We start from the raw sequence: 17,712 nt of genomic DNA, 5'->3' as shown, positions 1-17,712 counted from the left end.
TTATCCGCTGCCCTTTTTTATTCGAATAAGAACGGTTTAGTTATTTCAAGCTTACTGCGTTGCTCTTCATAAAAGAATCTTTCTTCCCCGAAAGCCGGTTTCAACTGATTGAACCAAGTAGCTTTAGGGTCGTATTGAGCAAAAAAAGGAATATCGACCCATTTATGGTTACGTCCCTGAATAAACCGAAGTACAAATATCTTTTCGCCCCTTATCTCCTGCACTCCCAGTATCTGTATCTTACCCGCATGATCGCTCATACTCGGGCCCCTGACAGTGCGGCAAAGTCCGCTTACCTGCCTGTATGCCCTGCGAAATATCTGCCAGCATCTGTCCAGCGGCAGTTCGAAATAATGTTTCGATCCCGTATCACGTGCAATAAACATATAATAAGGTATGCAACCCAGATCGACCTGTTTACGCCACATTTCGGACCATAATTCGGGCTTGTCGTTTATATGACGCAACAGCGGCGATTGTGTCCTTATTTGCGCTCCTGTGGAACGTATTCTGGATATTGCCTTTTTTACCGCATCGGTAGACAATTCTTTCGGGTGATTGAAATGGGCTTGTATTGAAAGATTTCTTCCTGAGCGGATAATCAGTTCGAATAGGCGTATAATATCATCACTGTCTTTATCAGTCAGATACCTATAAGGCCAGTAAGCAAGCGACTTGGTTCCGATACGGATGGAATGTATATGCTTGAATTCGGGCTCCAGCAAAGGCTTGATATAGGTTTCCAGTGCAGCAGCATTCATTATCATCGGGTCGCCTCCTGTAAATAGGATATCGGTAACCTCTTTATGCAGGCGAAGATATTTAAATAGCAGGTCGGCTTCTTTCATGGCAAATTTCAGCTCGTTCATCCCCGAGAACTGCGGCCACCGGAAACAAAACGTACAATATGCATGGCAGGTCTGTCCCTGACTGGGAAAGAACAATACCGTTTCGGGATATTTATGCTGAATACCTTTCAACTTTATCTCTCCCAAATAAGGAACATTATGCTCCTGTCCGGCAGGGTTAGGATTGAGAGAAAGGCGTATTTGCTGTACTTTTTGTTTTATAATTTCTTCATCTGCGTTTTCCTGCAATAATCGTTCAATCGCGTTATAATGTTTCTTATCGAGCATTCCCCTGCGGGGGAAATTAAGCGTGAAAATAGGATCGGTTTCAAGGTTTGTCCAGTCTATCAGTTCGTCAGTTACGTAGTTGTTCGTTTTAAATGGTAATACTCTTCCAACAATCTCGATATCCCTTATCATTTCTTCCGACAGTGAAGAAATTTGAGGAATAGAAAGGAAATTATGGAGAGTATATGATTTCAATACTCTATCCATCTTTCATTAAATATTTGATTTGTATAGTTGATTCTCTACAATATACAAAAAAAAGCTGATTTATATAAATTCAGTAAAATATCCAATTATTTTTTTAAGATATAATAACATATTATTTCCCCGGAAAAAGAATATTGTTTCTGATAGCATGAGGCAGTAATTATGTATTTTAACTATCTTCGATATATAAAATTTGAGTTGGAACAATAATGAAAAAGTTGATAACCAGAAATCTTTCGGGCAGAAAAATACTTGTATTTGTTTTACCTGCGCTTGTAATCTATTTTTTGATGATCGGAGTTACTATTCCTCTGATTGCACACTATGCGCAAGGAATGGCCATATTCGATATGATGACTTCCGGCTATAGTTATGACTATGCTCTGAAATTGTTGGACACACTAGGCGAAGCCGGACGTAATACATATCTTTTCCCTCAGTTGACACTCGACCTAGCTTTTCCGTTAACCTACGTTCCTGCTTTTGTCTTATTGATTGCATCCCTGTTAAAACCTTCCGATTGCTTATATAACAAGCCCGTATTTTACACTTGCTTTGTTCCTGTATTTGTCGGGTTGGCCGATTATGGGGAGAATATAAGTGTGGGAGCTATGCTATACAGTTATCCCGATATTTCATATGCCTTGTATCAGTTCTCCTCCACATGCACGGTTCTTAAAGGCATAGGACTTGCTCTTACTTTTGCCTTATTGCTTATATACTTCCTGATCTTTATTTTTTACAAAATAAAGAAAATAAAGCAATGATATTGAAGTTGGAAAACAGACTGTAAATGCCTATTCTTTTACTTTTACATAAATAAGTTTTGTGCGGCTCTTATCAATATCCCGTTCATCGATTTCGAACACCTTTTTCTGCGATTTTATAAGAGGAGTCAACTTAGGAAAGCCATAATTACGTGCATCGAAATCAGGGCGTTTCTTCATTATAAGGTTACCTACTTCACCCAGATAAGCCCATCCGTCATCATCTGCCACATCGCGGATAGTACTCTTCAGCAACTGAAGAAGTTTTTTGTTTACAGGCTCTATATTAGGGCTCTTCGTTTTTACAGGAGCTTCCGAATCGACTGTATTCTGCTGACTGTCGGAATCTTCAATTATTTCTATGTAGATAAATTTATCACAGGCAACGATGAACGGATTAGGCGTCTTCTTCTCCCCTATTCCCAGCACAAACATGCCGGATTCGCGAAGCCTTACTGCCAGCCGTGTAAAATCGCTGTCGCTGGATACGAGGCAAAAGCCATCGACTTTGTCGCTATGCAAAATATCCATTGCATCGATAATCATAGCTGAATCAGTAGCGTTCTTGCCTGTAGTATAACTATATTGCTGAATGGGAGTGATTGCATGCTCAAGTAAAGGTTGCTTCCAGCCTGAAACCGTCGGCTTCGTCCAGTCGCCGTAAATACGTTTGATCGTAGGTATTCCGAATTTTGTGATTTCGTCCAGCATACCTTTTATATTCGAATACGGGATGTTATCGGCATCGATAAGTACCGCCAGTTTCAAGTCTGATTTAGCTATCATATATTGTGATATTTATTTGTATCAAATATAGTGCTTTTTTTGTTAGGAGCAGAGTTTTGGATTATCTATATTGAGGAAGCTGTTAGCCGGTGATTCTTTAAAAACCGGCACATTATCCATTCTGGGAATAAAATAAGGTAAAATGAGAACGAATTATTTAATAATTTTGTTAGATTTGAAATACGAAAGTAAATAATATATTCTATCTCTTTAATGCCTAAAATACTATTCTATACTGAAATGAAAAAACAATGGATATATATTATCTTAATACTAAGCACTTCGTTTATTTCTTTTAGCTGCTCATCAAAAGAAACACAAAAGAAGAATTCAACCGAGAAGGAAGACATCCCTTTTCAAGGTATCGAAATCCCAATCTGTTATGATTACGATTGGCAAATAATATCATTTGATATATGCATAAACGGAAAGGATACACTATTTGCTATATTCGATACGGGGGCAGATGGAGTAACTTTCCCTAAGAGCTTAGAAAAAAAATATTTACAATATAAAGATTCCTTGAGCGTAGCAACCTGTGGATATTCTGAAATATTTACGGAACGAGTCAAGTTCGTATCTTGGAATATTGGAAGACGTACCCCTGACGACGATCTTTCCGCACCAAGAGTTTTGTTAGGATGGAATTTTTTCGAGGGCACAATAATGGAACTTTCCTTTAATCAAAAATACATAAGGATATTGGATAATACAGATGATCTGCAAGGGTACGAAAGTGTTCCTATTATAAAAAAAGACAAAGATATATATGTACCTGTAACCATAAGTATCCAAGGCAAAAGTATAAGCTTGTTATCGCTTATTGATACAGGATTTAATAGTACATTCTTGTCGCATAGTGGAGTTTTTCCTGACTTAGATTATACTAAATCAGAGAAAGCATATGGAATTTATTCCGGCTGGAAAAAATTTACCGGACATTTCTTATTAGCCGACACTGTAAAAATCGGTAGTAACTATATATGTAATAAGAATATTGGTATAACTGAGAATATTGAAATAATATCAAAAGGTAAAACTATTGATAATCTTATAGGATGTACTTTTTTTGAGAACTTTACTTTAGTCTTTGATTTCAAAAATTATGTGCTTTACCTGAAGCCTATAATTAACATGAATCAGTAATTGAAACTATTCTTCTTGTTCTTTTTTATAGACTTTCGACATAGCAATATTCGAATAGAGAGTCAGAACAGCTGCGATAAGTAATGTTACAACCCAGCCGCTAATGTCTTTAAAGAGAAGAACGGTAGAAACAATCATGAGTATTAAAGCAAATACCTGAATATTAAAAAGACGTTTCCCCCTGATACTTTTTCCGGGATAAGGTGTAGTGATAGTTGTAACCGTGAATCCCAACACGCCTGTTGCCATTACATATTTGGCTATAGTAACATCGAGACTGTAGATGACAGCAGCAAGAAGAATAAGAAGCGCCGATATCTGGAAGATCGTATTTTTTACTTTAGGATTTATCTTCATCAAAAATTCATTCTATAATGAAAACATCCTCATCTGCTTTCTTCATAAGGTAGTTTTCGCGGGCAAACTTTTCTATATGGTCTTTGTCGGACTGAAGCTCCTGTAATTTTTGCCTATCTTCGACTGTCTTTTCGCGGTAATGCTCTATCTGGTCGTTAAGCTCCATTATCTTGGCATCGTAGCTGAAGCGTGCAAAAATACTGCTCTCGCTGATAAAAAAGCCGAAAACGACGATGGCTACAATTATCAATAATTGTACTTTTGTATATCTGCTGATAAGATAATTGAATACTGTCCTGAAAATTCCCATAACTATAAAGAGATTAAACCGCTAATGGTGAAACTCACCTTACAAAGATATATATTTGTAAGCATATTCGGATAGGAATGACAACAAAAGATAATATAGTTAAGAAATACCGGAATTACCTACTTCTCGAAAGGTCTCTATCGACTAACTCAATAGATGCCTATATGACCGATCTGGAAAAACTGTCAGGCTTTCTCGAGAATGAAGGGCTGAAAGTTGAAGATGTGAAACTGAATGATCTGCAACAATTCATCGCCCAACTTTACGATCTGGACATAAATGCACGGTCGGTTGCAAGGATAATATCGGGAATAAAATCTTTCTATAATTTTCTCATATTGGACGGATATATGCAAACAGACCCGACAGAATTGCTGGAAACGCCGAAGATAGGACTTAAACTCCCTACCGTACTTTCACTTGATGAGATAGAAAAGCTAATGTCGGTCATAGACCTGTCTACCAAAGAAGGACAGAGAAACAGGGCTATACTGGAAGTACTTTACAGTTGCGGACTTCGCATTTCCGAGTTGACTAAACTGAAGTTTTCAGACCTGTTCTTCGATGAAGGCTTTATAAAGGTAGAAGGTAAAGGTAGCAAGCAAAGACTGGTACCTATATCTCCTGCTGCGATAAATGAGATTGAAAAGTATTTATACTATCGCCGGGAAACAGAAGTTAAAAAAGGCTCTGAAGACATTTTATTCCTCAGCAAACGGGGAACTGCCATATCGCGTATTATGGTCTTCCATTTTATAAAGCAGTATGCAGATATGGCGGGGATAAAAAAGACGATAAGTCCGCATACATTCCGTCATTCATTTGCCACCCATTTATTGGAAGGCGGGGCAAATATCAGAGCAATACAGCTGATGCTGGGACATGAAAAGATTACGACTACCGAGATATATACGCATATGGACAGGGAGTATCTGCGGCAGGAAATCATCGAGCATCACCCACGCAATAAAAAGTGAATATTAGGTCCTTTTAATCTGTTTTATTATATCTTTGTTATGATGTTTAATAATTCACAACACAAATTTATGAAAAAGAGATTTATATCAGTAGCTACAATCACATTAGCCGGCGCGCTATTATTCAGTTCATGCATCGGTTCTTTCAACTTATCTAAGAAAGTATTGGCTTGGAATCAGACAATAGACAACAAGTTCGTTAACGAAGTGATTTTCTTTGCTCTATGGATTGTGCCTGTTTACGAAGTATGTATACTGGCCGATATCCTTGTAATCAACTCGATTGAGTTCTGGTCGGGAGAGAATCCTGTAGAAGCGGGTATAGTAAAGAAAGTAAATGGAGAAAACGGAGTCTATACAGTTGAAACTTTAGACAATGGATACAAGATACAGAATGAAGAAGGACAAGAAATGGAACTTGTATATGACAAAGCTTCAAACACATGGAGCGCTGTCGCAAACGGAGAATCTACAAAGATACTTAAGTTCGAAGATGAGAAGAACGCTATCGTTTATCTCCCTGACGGAAAAGAACGTAGTGTAGAGCTTTCAAACAATGGTGTTTTAGCTCTTCGCCAGTCTGTAGAAAGTGCAATGTTCCTAGCTGCAAAATAAGCAGAATAGTTCTATCGGATACAAAATCGCCCCATTACATCTTGTAAAGGGGCGATTTCTATTTCAATAGTGAACTCAATCTCTTTGTGTGATACCTTTCTGCTTATCTGTACGGAACGGTGCTGCCGGCAAATCCTCTACATTGAAAAGGTTCACATCCGGATTATTCGACCAACTGTAGCGTACTGATACAGGATTGGATATATTATCAGAATACACAACAACCTTATCTCCATCTATATACGCTTTTGCCCATACGAACTTATTATCCGATCCGGCAATAGCAAAGCCTTCCACATAGCCGTATTTGCTGGTAGTCTTCAATCCTTTACCTATATTGTCATAGCTAATTACAGCTTTATTACCCTTTATTTCCATAGCTTTGAATGTAGGGCCGGAATATACCACGTCGGTTTTGCCGTAATCTTTATACAATGCATTCAGAGCAAGACGAAGCCCCACATCCTGTTTATTGCGCGGATGAATATCGTAAGCTTCACCTATATCGGTAATTACTGCTTCGCCTGTTTTCGGTAACGATAAGGTCATTGTCTGTGCTTCCCTTAGTTCTGCCCAATCACTATCCTTAGGTTCTGCATCCTTCGCCATAAAGTTTGCCAGTTGCACCCAGTAGAACGGGAACTCATAACCCCATTTAGTTCTCCAGTCGTTTATCATATTAGGGAACAGAGTGCGGTAGTTATAGGCTTGGCTGGCATTATTTTCTCCCTGATACCATATCGCTCCTTTGATGCCGAACTTAATGACAGGGTTTATCATAGCATTGTACAATAATGACGAATACATATTAGGAGAGTAGTCGACAATATTATAATCCTTTTTATTCACTCCTACTTTATAAGCCCAATCCCCTGCTAAAGGATAAGACTTGCCTCCTGCTTTCAATACTAAAGTTTCCGGCTTGCCCCAAAAACCGCCGGGACCGCCGGTATCGGTAATCTTTACCGTTATAGTATTTTGTCCTCCTTTAAACACATTAGCAGGAACATTATATACCCTGTCGGTATTGCTCCCGAAAGTTTCTCCTATTTTAATGCCATTCACCCATGTTATGTCATTGTCATCGATAGGCCCGAACTCTAATGTTGCTTCCTTATCGCCAATATCTGCAGGTAAATCAATAGCGTACCTGAACCATATAGTACCATCCAACGAAGCTTCCTCTCCTTTCCACAATCCCGGAACAGGCATCTTTTTCCAAGAACTGGTATTATAGGCCGGACTGAACCACTGTTCTTTCATACCCTGCTCATTTTGCAAGGCTTGCTCATAGGCTTTTTTACCTTCTTCGCTATCTTTGGCAGACTTATCGAGGTCTGTTATATTCACATTCTTATACCGGTCTTTAAATATATTTCCCAGTTTGGCAAAAGAATCGGGGCTGGTCCATGTTTCAATATCCGTACCTCCCCACGATGAATGGATGATGCCGATAGGGATATTCAGCTCCTGATAAAGCTTGCGGGCAAAGAAGTAACCTACTGCCGTGAAATCACCAACAGTCTCAGGAGAACAAACTTCCCATGTTCCATTCAGATCATCTTTAGGCCTCATACTCATATCCTTCACAACATTGAAAGACCTGATTTGCGGATAATCGGCAGTACTGATCTCTTCTTTAGCGTTCATTGTACTTTTCACCTGCCACTCCATATTCGATTGACCGGAACAAAGCCATACTTCACCGACAAGGATATTTTTCAGTGTAATACTGTTGTTCTTACCCTTGACATCCATCGTGTAAGGCCCGCCGTAGGCTACAGGAGAAAGCGTAACAGTCCATTTACCGTTTTTGTCGGCTTTCACTTTCTTCTTCTGATCCATAAAGCTGATCTCGACACTTTCATTTTTATCTGCCCATCCCCATACATTTATGGGTTTATCTCGCTGAAACATCATGTTGTCCGAAAAAATGTGCGGCAGCTTCACCTCTGCATACAGAGCGGGCACTGTAAAGCTAAAAAAGCATAGAATTAGAATAGATAACGTTTTTTTCATAATGTAATGTGATATTAGATCATGTAAAATAAGTATTAAAAATTTATTTTAACAAATTAGTATTCAATAAATAAAGAATTACTTTAAAAATTCTATCAGTTGATTAATTGCAAATTGTTAAAAAGTAACAGAAGTAAATTAATAATTGACAATGAACAATTAATACCTCTTTTACGACACCTATACAATGGATCATCCTTAATTTATTTGCATTTTTTAACCATATTTAGTTAAAAGGTAACAAAAGTAACAGATTTTTCAATTAATCTCATTCGCTATTCTTTTCTATGCTCTCTATCTCTTCAATCTCTGCCTTAAGCCTCTTAAATTCCTCATATATCGTATACCTGAAACAATAATATATGGATAAAATATAGACTAGAAACATTAATACGAACATTGTTATCAATCTTGTACTAAATACCGGTATCTGGAAAAGCATAAGGAATACACCCACGATAGCCGGAGGCATGAGGATATAACGTATACGCGTCGTTCTGATTCTATATTTTTCAAGTTCTGCAAGCTTTCTCTTAGTAATAAGAATAATATCAGATAAGCTGATTTTTCGAAGCATGGAGAAATATCTGACGTCCCATACATATGTCATTATATATACGACCAAAAAAAGAGCCAATCCTATATAGAAATTTATACCTGTCTGAAATTGAATACCGGATATCAATACTATAACCAGAAGAATTGCAGGAGAAAACAAGCTGAAATTTGCTTTTAGTTTCATCCGGTTTAACCGCTTTTCCGGTTTATCGGTCAGCATTTTCTTTAATATCTCTTTATTCAAGCGGGTATTCTCCGAAAGTTTCTTATCGTACTCCTGCCATATATTTTCTAATTGTGTAAGTTCCATGTTATTTATTTTTTGATGTTGCTAAATTTCTTATTTCCTCTTTTATTCTGTTGATTCGCGTACCGACATTCGTTTTTGTAATTCCTGTTATCTCTGATATTTCATCATAGGAATTGCCGTCGAGATAGAGCAGGATGATCGCTTTATTCATTTCATTCAACTTATCGATGCAATTGTATAAAATTTCCAGCTCCGAAAAATCGTATTGTCCTGTTTGTAGCCATATTGAAATATCATTTTGTTTCAGTTCATTCAATGAAGAAAACACCGGTTTTTTTATATTCTTCCGTTTGTAATTCATCGAAATATTTAAAGTAACGCGGTAAATCCATGTTGAAATTTTCGAGTTACCCTGAAAGCTTGTATAAGATTTCCATAATTCGAAAATAATATCATTTATCAGGTCTTCCCTGTCTTGCTTTATTTGCGCGTAAGCTCCTGAAATTTTAATAATTATACCTATATTATTTTCCAGAATATCAAGAAATTCTTCTTTATTCCTATCCTTTGCCATTAATTTTCATTTCGGATTAATTGTTCAATACTTACGATTTTAATATGATTAGTAACCTTGTCTTTAAAAATATCACAATATATTATTCAATATTTTAATTATCATCATAATATAGATAAAAATAAATCCGATAATGATGTTAATCTCTCCGAATAATTACAAAATCTGAGAGAGAACATTTCTGTTGAAAAAATATAAGTCTTATCTTCGAATGATTATTTTTCGCCTGCTATGAAATATAATATAAGATTAGGTAAAAAATGAAGAAACAACTATTAAGCCTCCTGCTATTGTTGATTTCACTAAATTCCTTTGGGCAGTTGGATCTGACTAAAGTAGCCGAAGAGATTGTTGCCGAAGGGAAATATCTGTATCAGCTGGAAATGGCGGCATGGAGTGGAACCGACATATTTAATAAAAGCTTTAAAGAGCCTCGGCGAATAGGCGGCTATTTTTCATTTATGGATAAGAACAGGCCTAAATGCCTCTTCTTTTCGAAAGGAGAAAAGCCACGGGTACTCGGTGTTGTTTCTTTCGGCGACATCAGTATCATAGAAACGGCAACAATAGATTTTAAAGAAAGGGATTTTAAAAAGTTTGAGAAAGAATTATATACAATAAGGGCCAAAGCTTTTGAAGAAATCCAGCAGGATACTTTGTTCAAGGCTTATAATAATACGAGCCTGAACCTTATTCCTACAAACAAAGACGGGGAAAAAATTGTCTATGCACTTACCGCCCCGAAAGTAACAGGTGTCGTCCTTTTCGGCAACGATTACCTGATGGTGTTCGATAAAGATAACAATCTCGTAGAGAAAGAAAAACTGCACCGCAACCTCATTCCCGTAAAATTCGATGATGAAAAGGAAGCTGTAGCCTCTGTACATTCTCACGCTATAGGAACAAATGAATTTATAACCCCCACCGATATATGTACGCTGATGCTGTATGCAAAATTTGCAGGATGGAAACAACACATTGTGATGTCGCAAAACTATGTAAGTATATGGGATTGTGTGAACCAATCACTTGTGATAAAGACACGCGAAGATTTTGAAAAGGATGAACAACTCCTTTAACTAAGAGATAATAAGTTCATGCGCCTGTCCTTTAATAATTATTTATACAAAAAGACGAGAAATATCCTCAGTTTCTTGAATATAAAATGTTAAAGAATTATCTTTGAAACCCTGATAAATAAACCTGGAATCACCAAAAAAATTAATCTACATGCAAAAACTAACAATCTGTAATCTATTACTAATGCTCGGCCTGCTGTTCGGCAGTACAAAGATGCATTCACAGGAAATAAATCCTGATGTATTGTATAAGCTGGTAAGCCCCTCGGGCTTAGTTGTCGACAACCGTAATGTATCCGATAATTTAGCGAACCTTTACCTTGCAAAGAATGACAGAAACAGCAAAGGGCAGGTTTGGAAAATCGTAAAGTTGCACAACGGATTTTATACAATAAGCAATCCGTTTATCGACAAAGGAATCGATAATGCCAATACTACTACAGGCAATGGCAATCCTGTTATATTGTGGGATACCAATAATGCAAATTCGAATCAGCAATGGAAAATTGAAGTTACCGGAACGGGAGCATATGCAATCAGCCACAGGAGAAGCGGTATGGCAATCGCTTTCACCGGAGAAGATGCAGAAGGTGCGCAAATCTCTCAACTTCCTATGTCGTCTCAATTATGGAGGCTGGTGCCTGCAAACATAAAGGCGCCGAAAGAAGAGAAACAAAAGAAAAGCAAATACGACTGGGAAAACGAAACTATTTTCGCTATCAACAAAGAACCGGGACATGCGACTTACTATCCGTTCCCTTCTATTGAGAGCCTGAAAGCCGATAAGACATTCGATAAGCCGTGGGAAGAGCCTGCATCTTCATTATACAGGTCACTAAACGGTAACTGGAAATTTAACTGGGTGAAGAAACCGTCGGAACGTCCTGTAGACTTCTATAAGATGAATTATGATGTTTCTTCGTGGAAAGAGATCCCTGTTCCTTCCAATTGGGAAATGCACGGTTATGGCACACCTATCTATACGAATATAACTTATCCTTTCAAAAACAATCCGCCGTTTATACAGCCGCAGAAAGGTTACACAAATGAGATAGAGGTAAATCCTGTAGGCTCGTACCGTCGCGACTTTACTATTCCTGCCGATTGGGACGGGAAAGAAATATTCCTACATTTCGACGGAGTATATAGTGGCATGTATGTATGGATAAACGGTAAGAAAGTAGGATATAGTCAGGGAGCTAATAATGTTGCCGAATTCAATATTACCGATTTTGTAAAAACAGGCGAGAATACTATCGCAGCCGAAGTATACCGCTGGACAGACGGCAGCTACATAGAAGATCAGGATATGTTCCGCCTGAGCGGTATCCACCGTAATGTGTTCCTTTTCGCTACACCTAAAGTGCATGTGCGCGATTATTTCCTGCAATCGGAATTCAAGGGAGATGATTACAGTTCGGCAGCATTCAAGGTAAAAGCATCTGTAAAGAATTATCATAAAAAGAACTCACAGCCTGCTACTGTAAATATATCCTTACTGGACAAAACAGGCAAAGAGGTGGCTAACCTGTCACAAGCAATACAGTCTCTTAAAGGCGGACAGGAACAGGCTTATGACCTGCAAACCACTATCAGCAATCCCGCTTTGTGGTCTGCCGAGAAACCGAACCTGTATACTGCAGTCGTTTCCCTGAAAGACAACAGTGGGAAAGTAATTGAAGCCATGTCTTCTAAATTCGGCTTCCGCAAAATAGAGATAAAGAATAAGCGCGTCTATGTAAATAATGAGCAGGTGTTCTTCAAAGGAGCAAACCGGCATGATATTCATCCTAAATTTGGTAAAGCTGTACCGGTTGAATCCATGATACAGGATATCCTTATGATGAAACAGCATAACCTGAATACGATCCGCACAAGCCATTATCCTAACGATCCACGTATGTATGCACTGTATGACTATTATGGATTGTATGTTATGGATGAAGCCGATCTGGAAAATCACGGCAATGGCTCCATCAGCGGTATGCCTAGCTGGATTCCTGCATTCTTAGACAGGATAGACAGAGTAATACAACGGGATAAGAATCACTCGTCTATTATCTTCTGGTCACTTGGTAACGAAGGCGGAAACGGTGATAACTTCTATGAAATGTATAAGCTGGCTAAGCAACTCGACCCGTCACGCCCGATACATTACGAAGGAAAGAACGACGCTGCGGATATTGATTCTCATATGTATCCTGACCTGAGACGTATGGCTGCTTTCGACCAACAAGATACTGACAAGCCGTATTTCCTTTGCGAATACGTTCACTCGATGGGAAATGCTCCGGGAAATATTGCCGAATACTGGGACTATATAGAAAATAAATCGCAGCGTATGATCGGCGGATGCGTTTGGGACTGGGTAGACCAGGGAATAAACATGCAGGGTAAACCGGACAACCAGTATTACATGGGTGGAGATTTCGGAGATAAACCGAACGATTTCGACTTCGTATGTAACGGGCTTACTACCCCGGACCGCAGAGTCACAGCCAAATTATTGGAAATAAAGAAGATTTACCAGTATATCAAATTCAGAGGACTATCTGTTTCAACCGGAAAGATTGAAATAGAGAATAAATATGACTTTACCAATCTGAATGAATTCAATATTACATGGGATTTGTTGAAAGACGGAGTTAAAGTACAATCAGGCACAATGGACCCTATAAACCTCGCTCCGAATCAAAAGACTACCATAACTGTTCCTTACAACAGAAATATGGATGCCGGCAGCGAATATTTCCTCAATGTATACTTCTCTCTGAAGAACGATGCCAATTGGGCAAAGGCAGGCCATACTGTAGCTGCCGAGCAATTCGCATTGAACCAGAGACAGGCATTGACAGAAGTCAATACTTCTTCTATGCAGAATATATCAACAAATATACAAGGAGATAACCTGACATTTGCAGGAGATAGGTTCAAAACCACATTCAACAAGGAAACAGGTATGATGACGTCATTGCAGTACGACGGCAAAGAAATGCTTCATGATGGCAAAGGCTTCGATCTGAACTGGTACCGCAGTGTAAACAACGATAAATATACAGACCAAAAATATTACCCGACAACAAACGAAAAGCCGATATTTACTTATCAGCCATCTGCCGATGGAAAGTCTGTAACAATAATATCTTCTACTACTGCCACTATCAACAGTGGCAAGCCGGTGAAAATACCGTACATGGTAAAATATATAGTATATGCTGACGGCACGATAGATGTAGATGCCAGCTTTGCTTCGCCGCAGGCGGGCTCTATTGTTCATCGTCTCGGATTACAGATGGTATTGCCTCAAGGTATGGAAAATGTACAATATTACGGACGCGGCCCGCGCGAAAACTATTCGGACAGGAAACAGTCTACCTTCCTCGGCCAATACGCTACTACAGTTAAAGGCATGGAAGAAGAACGTTATGTGCGTGCTCAAAGCATGGGTAACCGCGAGGATGTAAGATGGGTAAGCATTACGAACGGAAGTAACAAGGGTTTGAAGATTTCATCAAAAGATAAGTTAGGCTTTACTGTTCTGCATTTCACAGATCAGGCACTATGGGAAGCCAAACACGACTTCGAACTGGATAATATCCGTAGACCGGAAGTTTATCTAAGCCTCGACTGCATCCAGCAGGGGTTAGGTAATGCAAGTTGCGGGCCTCTACCATTGCCTGAATATATGATTCCGGCAAATCAGAATCTGAGTTATTCATTCAGAGTAGAACCGGTGAGATAAAAAAAATCTTTCAATAAAAATAAGGCTCAATGTGTTTACATTGAGCCTTATTGTTTGATAATCATTTGTTTGTTATATTAAAAGCGGGTTTACGAGTGATGCCGCCCCTAACGCATGTGGATGGTCGATTGTGGATACAATGACTATAAGATTGAGTAAAACATGAGGATGAATAAATTTTTCAAGATACTTATGCATGGCATCAGCAAAATTGACATACGATTTTGCCAAAGTGCCTCCTAAGACTACTACCTGCGGATCGTAATTGCAGAGCATGATAGATACCAACCTGCCTACAAGAACACCTACCTCATCCCATGTCTCTTGTTTGGATGCGTATGAAGCATCTTTTTCATACCTCTCGCAAATATATGACAGTTCTTCTATAGTTCTTACATAGCTTTCCTTATAAATACGAATGCACTCATAACTGGGAAGCGACAGGCATTTGGCATGATTGAACATATACTTATTGCCCATAAAAAGCTTGCCGTTTACGGTAATACTGGTACCAACATTCGGCCCCAGTGTTATGCATAAAGCATCACTGAAGCTTTTACAGATACCATGCGTTCTTTCCGCCAGCATGAAACAGTTGGCATCGTTATTCACCCACACATGGGTATTAAATTCGTCTTCGAGAATTTTCTTTATCCGGTGCCCCTTCCAATATGGTATTTTTACCAGATCATAGACTGTTCCACGTTTTATATCTATTTTGGAAGGTAAACTCAATCCTATGCCTTTTATTCGTTTGTTAGCCGAACGACGTACAATATTCAGCACCTTCTCCATGATTGTTCTGCTGCAATCCCTTTTTGTGCCATAAATCGGTTCCTCTATAAAGTCTACCGAACTGTTGGCTGTAAGCAATGCAGCACTTATACTTTTATCATTAATGTCTATACCTATTTTCATATTTCTTTATATAAAATTACCAAACTATAGGGTGACTAAACTGTAATATTAAAGTCCAATGTTCCCCTATAAGAAATATCGATACTTGCTCCTTTATATTAAGAATATTTTTCAATGATGATAAATTAACGGTTAATATGCATGGTGAATATATCCGGCTGTCAGACAGATATGATTAAAAGTCAGCAGTTTGATATGATGCTTTTCCGGCTGATTTAATTATAATGAATTTACCTACCCTTTGGCAATCTCTCTAATCCGGATTGTTGCAACCGAAGATTAAAACTGAAACGCTATCCATATTCCTTATCCAAAAAATTATAAATTTATTGCTTATAGAATTCAACTCATCCCCCAACGAATTCTCAATAACTTATTAGTTTTTCTGATAAGACTGTATTGACAGTATTCTGTTTCAGTTTTAATCTGTTCGGTACAACAAAACTAACCTAACACACTACCTGTCGGTATAAATATTGATTTATTCGTTTGCCTTCTGATTGTCTTTATTTAAGATGTTCCGGAAATGTTTTTTGTCTTTGTGAATCGCGCCGTTTATCTCCTCGTTTGCTTCCTGAAGATGAGCCTTATCCCGTATCTTACGGAAAAAATAACCCACAGCAATGCCGGCCACCGCACTTAAAATAACCTTATTCATAATCTATTATTTTATTTTTAAAACTAAGCCCTCCATGAAACCTATTTAAGTATTATGACATATAAAAACCAATCTGATACTTCTCAGCAGTTGTGTCCCAACTGGAAGTCTGATACAGAAATACGGATGTCCAATACAGAGATCGGACTTGCCATAAAAGAAAATAGATTTCATATTTTATAGTTTGTTCGCCAGAACTATCTTCGCTTCTGATATTTTAACAATAGCAATAATCATTTGTTCACTAGTGTTTTAATATGTTGCTAATTAAACAATATGACCTATATAAATGTTATATTATATTGACCTCATCAAATTTTTTAATAGTTGTTATATGTTATTCTTTATTATATATAGATAATAGTTATATCTATTCAGCAAGAAAACAACAATCTCTTTTCTCAAATTATATTTTTCAAAAAATAGCGAAACAGTGATTGAATAAGTGATAGCATTATAAAGCTCCTATCTTGAGAAGCTACTATTAATATGTAATATGAGCCTCTTTCACAGTTATTTTGTTTTTAAAACAGCCCTATGCTCAGCAACTTTACATTTGTTAATTAAATCAAATATCATATATAAAATTCTTTAAACAATAGTTAATTTTAAATAATTTGGTGACAATATTTAACCTTATAGTTACTATAAGTTAAAACAAAAACTGCGTTTTAACTAAAAAATTAATTATGGCACTACAAAATTTATCTTATTTCACAGGAATTATTCAGAAATTGTTTCAGGTACAATAAAAAAATCAGTTATACTATTGGAAATATACTTCTATAAAATAAAAAAAGGCAGTATTATCTGCCTTTTAAATATAATTTATTAGTAGTATCAATCTCTGGGACTTCGTCTGAATAAAGATACTATCCATAACAGTACCACTGCACCTACTACCGACATCAAGAGGACACCCAGTATTCCGCCCGATCCGATTCCAAGCAGGCTATATATCCAGCCACCTAATACACTACCGATTAATCCGACAATCAGATTAACCAAAAAACCAAAACCGGTTCCGCGCATAATCCAGCCGGCAATCGCACCTGCTGCTACGCCAATAATTATTGACCATATAATTCCTAGTCCTTCCATAACAAAAAAAATTAAATTAATTATTTTATATAAAAAATATCACATGAATAATATTCAATGTTCCGACTATCGGGTGTAGTATGATTGGGGGATTATCTTAATTACACTTTTCAATAAAACTAAACTTATTGTAGTCTGATCCGATAACAATAATCGGACAGCTTTGAAACAATGGAAATAGTAGTTTTGTTCAAGCAGTACGCTATCAGGCATTTTCAAACATTGAAATTTCTGAATCTACATGCCATTATCCAACTTTAATGGCAAATACATATTTTTTAAAATGCAGTTTTGTGAAAAAATGTAAATTAATATTTGTATGAATTAGCGATTCATCCGCCATAATATATTGAATATTAAATAATTAAGTTCAATAAATCATCACAAATAATATCATCTTTTTTTGTTAAAGTGAAAAGTTGCATGAACAGACTCTTTATTCTTAATGTTTAACTATCGATAACAGGAGAATATTGACTTCACAAATATTAGTAGTAAATTTCATCCAGTAT

At 37.4% G+C, this 17,712-nt stretch carries 16 protein-coding genes; 6 read left to right on the top strand and 10 right to left on the bottom strand.

The genetic code is table 11. The features are described 5' to 3' along the window. Positions 1–17: 17 nt before the first annotated feature. Entirely contained in the window at positions 18–1,343 is a 1,326-nt protein-coding gene (locus tag K348_RS0117900) for a KamA family radical SAM protein (RefSeq protein ID WP_029906914.1), read from the bottom strand. Between the two features lie 209 nt (positions 1,344–1,552). On the opposite strand from K348_RS0117900, the gene K348_RS0117895 reads away from it, so the two are divergent. Next, entirely contained in the window at positions 1,553–2,110 is a 558-nt protein-coding gene (locus K348_RS0117895) for a hypothetical protein (protein WP_029906913.1), read from the top strand. Between the two features lie 30 nt (positions 2,111–2,140). On the opposite strand, the gene K348_RS0117890 is transcribed toward K348_RS0117895, so the two are convergent. Beyond that, positions 2,141–2,896 carry an NYN domain-containing protein gene (locus tag K348_RS0117890; RefSeq protein WP_029906912.1) on the bottom strand — a complete coding sequence of 252 codons (756 nt, stop codon included), beginning with the start codon at positions 2,894–2,896 and terminating at the stop codon, positions 2,141–2,143. A 240-nt stretch (positions 2,897–3,136) separates the two neighbouring features. Between K348_RS0117890 and K348_RS0117885 the strand changes: the two genes are divergently transcribed. Further along, positions 3,137–4,042: a hypothetical protein gene (locus K348_RS0117885; protein WP_156032924.1), complete on the top strand. Its 906-nt coding sequence runs from the start codon at positions 3,137–3,139 to the stop codon at positions 4,040–4,042. A gap of 6 nt (positions 4,043–4,048) precedes the next feature. Here K348_RS0117885 and K348_RS0117880 read toward each other — a convergent pair whose 3' ends face one another. Next, complete coding sequence (locus tag K348_RS0117880; RefSeq protein WP_029906910.1) at positions 4,049–4,399, bottom strand: hypothetical protein; 351 nt, start codon at positions 4,397–4,399, stop codon at positions 4,049–4,051. 7 nt (positions 4,400–4,406) lie between these two features. After that, a complete protein-coding gene (locus tag K348_RS0117875; protein WP_029906909.1) occupies positions 4,407–4,709 on the bottom strand; it encodes a septum formation initiator family protein in 303 nt (100 codons plus the stop codon). Between the two features lie 77 nt (positions 4,710–4,786). Between K348_RS0117875 and xerD the strand changes: the two genes are divergently transcribed. Continuing rightward, a complete protein-coding gene (xerD, locus tag K348_RS0117870) occupies positions 4,787–5,686 on the top strand; it encodes a site-specific tyrosine recombinase XerD (protein ID WP_029906908.1) in 900 nt (299 codons plus the stop codon). Between the two features lie 69 nt (positions 5,687–5,755). After that, the gene (locus K348_RS0117865) at positions 5,756–6,301 is read left to right on the top strand and encodes a DUF3332 domain-containing protein (protein ID WP_029906907.1); all 546 of its coding nucleotides are present in this window, start codon (positions 5,756–5,758) and stop codon (positions 6,299–6,301) included. 75 nt (positions 6,302–6,376) lie between these two features. Here the strand turns inward: K348_RS0117865 and K348_RS0117860 are convergent, their stop codons facing one another. The 3 genes from K348_RS0117860 to K348_RS0117850 form a co-directional block, all read right to left on the bottom strand. After that, positions 6,377–8,320, bottom strand: coding sequence for a sialate O-acetylesterase (locus tag K348_RS0117860; protein ID WP_029906906.1), 1,944 nt, complete (start codon positions 8,318–8,320; stop codon positions 6,377–6,379). A gap of 268 nt (positions 8,321–8,588) precedes the next feature. After that, the gene (locus K348_RS0117855; RefSeq protein WP_029906905.1) at positions 8,589–9,188 is read right to left on the bottom strand and encodes a hypothetical protein; all 600 of its coding nucleotides are present in this window, start codon (positions 9,186–9,188) and stop codon (positions 8,589–8,591) included. A 1-nt stretch (position 9,189) separates the two neighbouring features. Beyond that, the gene (locus tag K348_RS0117850; protein ID WP_029906904.1) at positions 9,190–9,702 is read right to left on the bottom strand and encodes an RNA polymerase sigma factor; all 513 of its coding nucleotides are present in this window, start codon (positions 9,700–9,702) and stop codon (positions 9,190–9,192) included. A 260-nt stretch (positions 9,703–9,962) separates the two neighbouring features. On the opposite strand from K348_RS0117850, the gene K348_RS0117845 reads away from it, so the two are divergent. Further along, the gene (locus K348_RS0117845) at positions 9,963–10,781 is read left to right on the top strand and encodes a hypothetical protein (protein WP_029906903.1); all 819 of its coding nucleotides are present in this window, start codon (positions 9,963–9,965) and stop codon (positions 10,779–10,781) included. 151 nt (positions 10,782–10,932) lie between these two features. Further along, positions 10,933–14,523: a glycoside hydrolase family 2 TIM barrel-domain containing protein gene (locus K348_RS0117840; RefSeq protein WP_029906902.1), complete on the top strand. Its 3,591-nt coding sequence runs from the start codon at positions 10,933–10,935 to the stop codon at positions 14,521–14,523. Between the two features lie 72 nt (positions 14,524–14,595). Here K348_RS0117840 and K348_RS0117835 read toward each other — a convergent pair whose 3' ends face one another. The 3 genes from K348_RS0117835 to K348_RS0117825 all read right to left on the bottom strand — a co-directional run bounded on the left by K348_RS0117835 (position 14,596) and on the right by K348_RS0117825 (position 17,200). Next, positions 14,596–15,441, bottom strand: coding sequence for an ROK family protein (locus tag K348_RS0117835; protein ID WP_029906901.1), 846 nt, complete (start codon positions 15,439–15,441; stop codon positions 14,596–14,598). Between the two features lie 481 nt (positions 15,442–15,922). Next, on the bottom strand, positions 15,923–16,099 hold the full coding sequence (locus K348_RS19245; protein WP_156032923.1) for a hypothetical protein: 177 nt from the start codon (positions 16,097–16,099) through the stop codon (positions 15,923–15,925). 840 nt (positions 16,100–16,939) lie between these two features. Further along, a complete protein-coding gene (locus K348_RS0117825; RefSeq protein ID WP_029906900.1) occupies positions 16,940–17,200 on the bottom strand; it encodes a GlsB/YeaQ/YmgE family stress response membrane protein in 261 nt (86 codons plus the stop codon). Positions 17,201–17,712: the final 512 nt, after the last annotated feature.

The organism is Prevotella sp. 10(H), from assembly GCF_000711235.1.
Taxonomy (GTDB): Bacteria; Bacteroidota; Bacteroidia; order Bacteroidales; family Dysgonomonadaceae; genus Dysgonomonas.
This window is presented reverse-complemented; position numbering and strand designations above follow the sequence as displayed.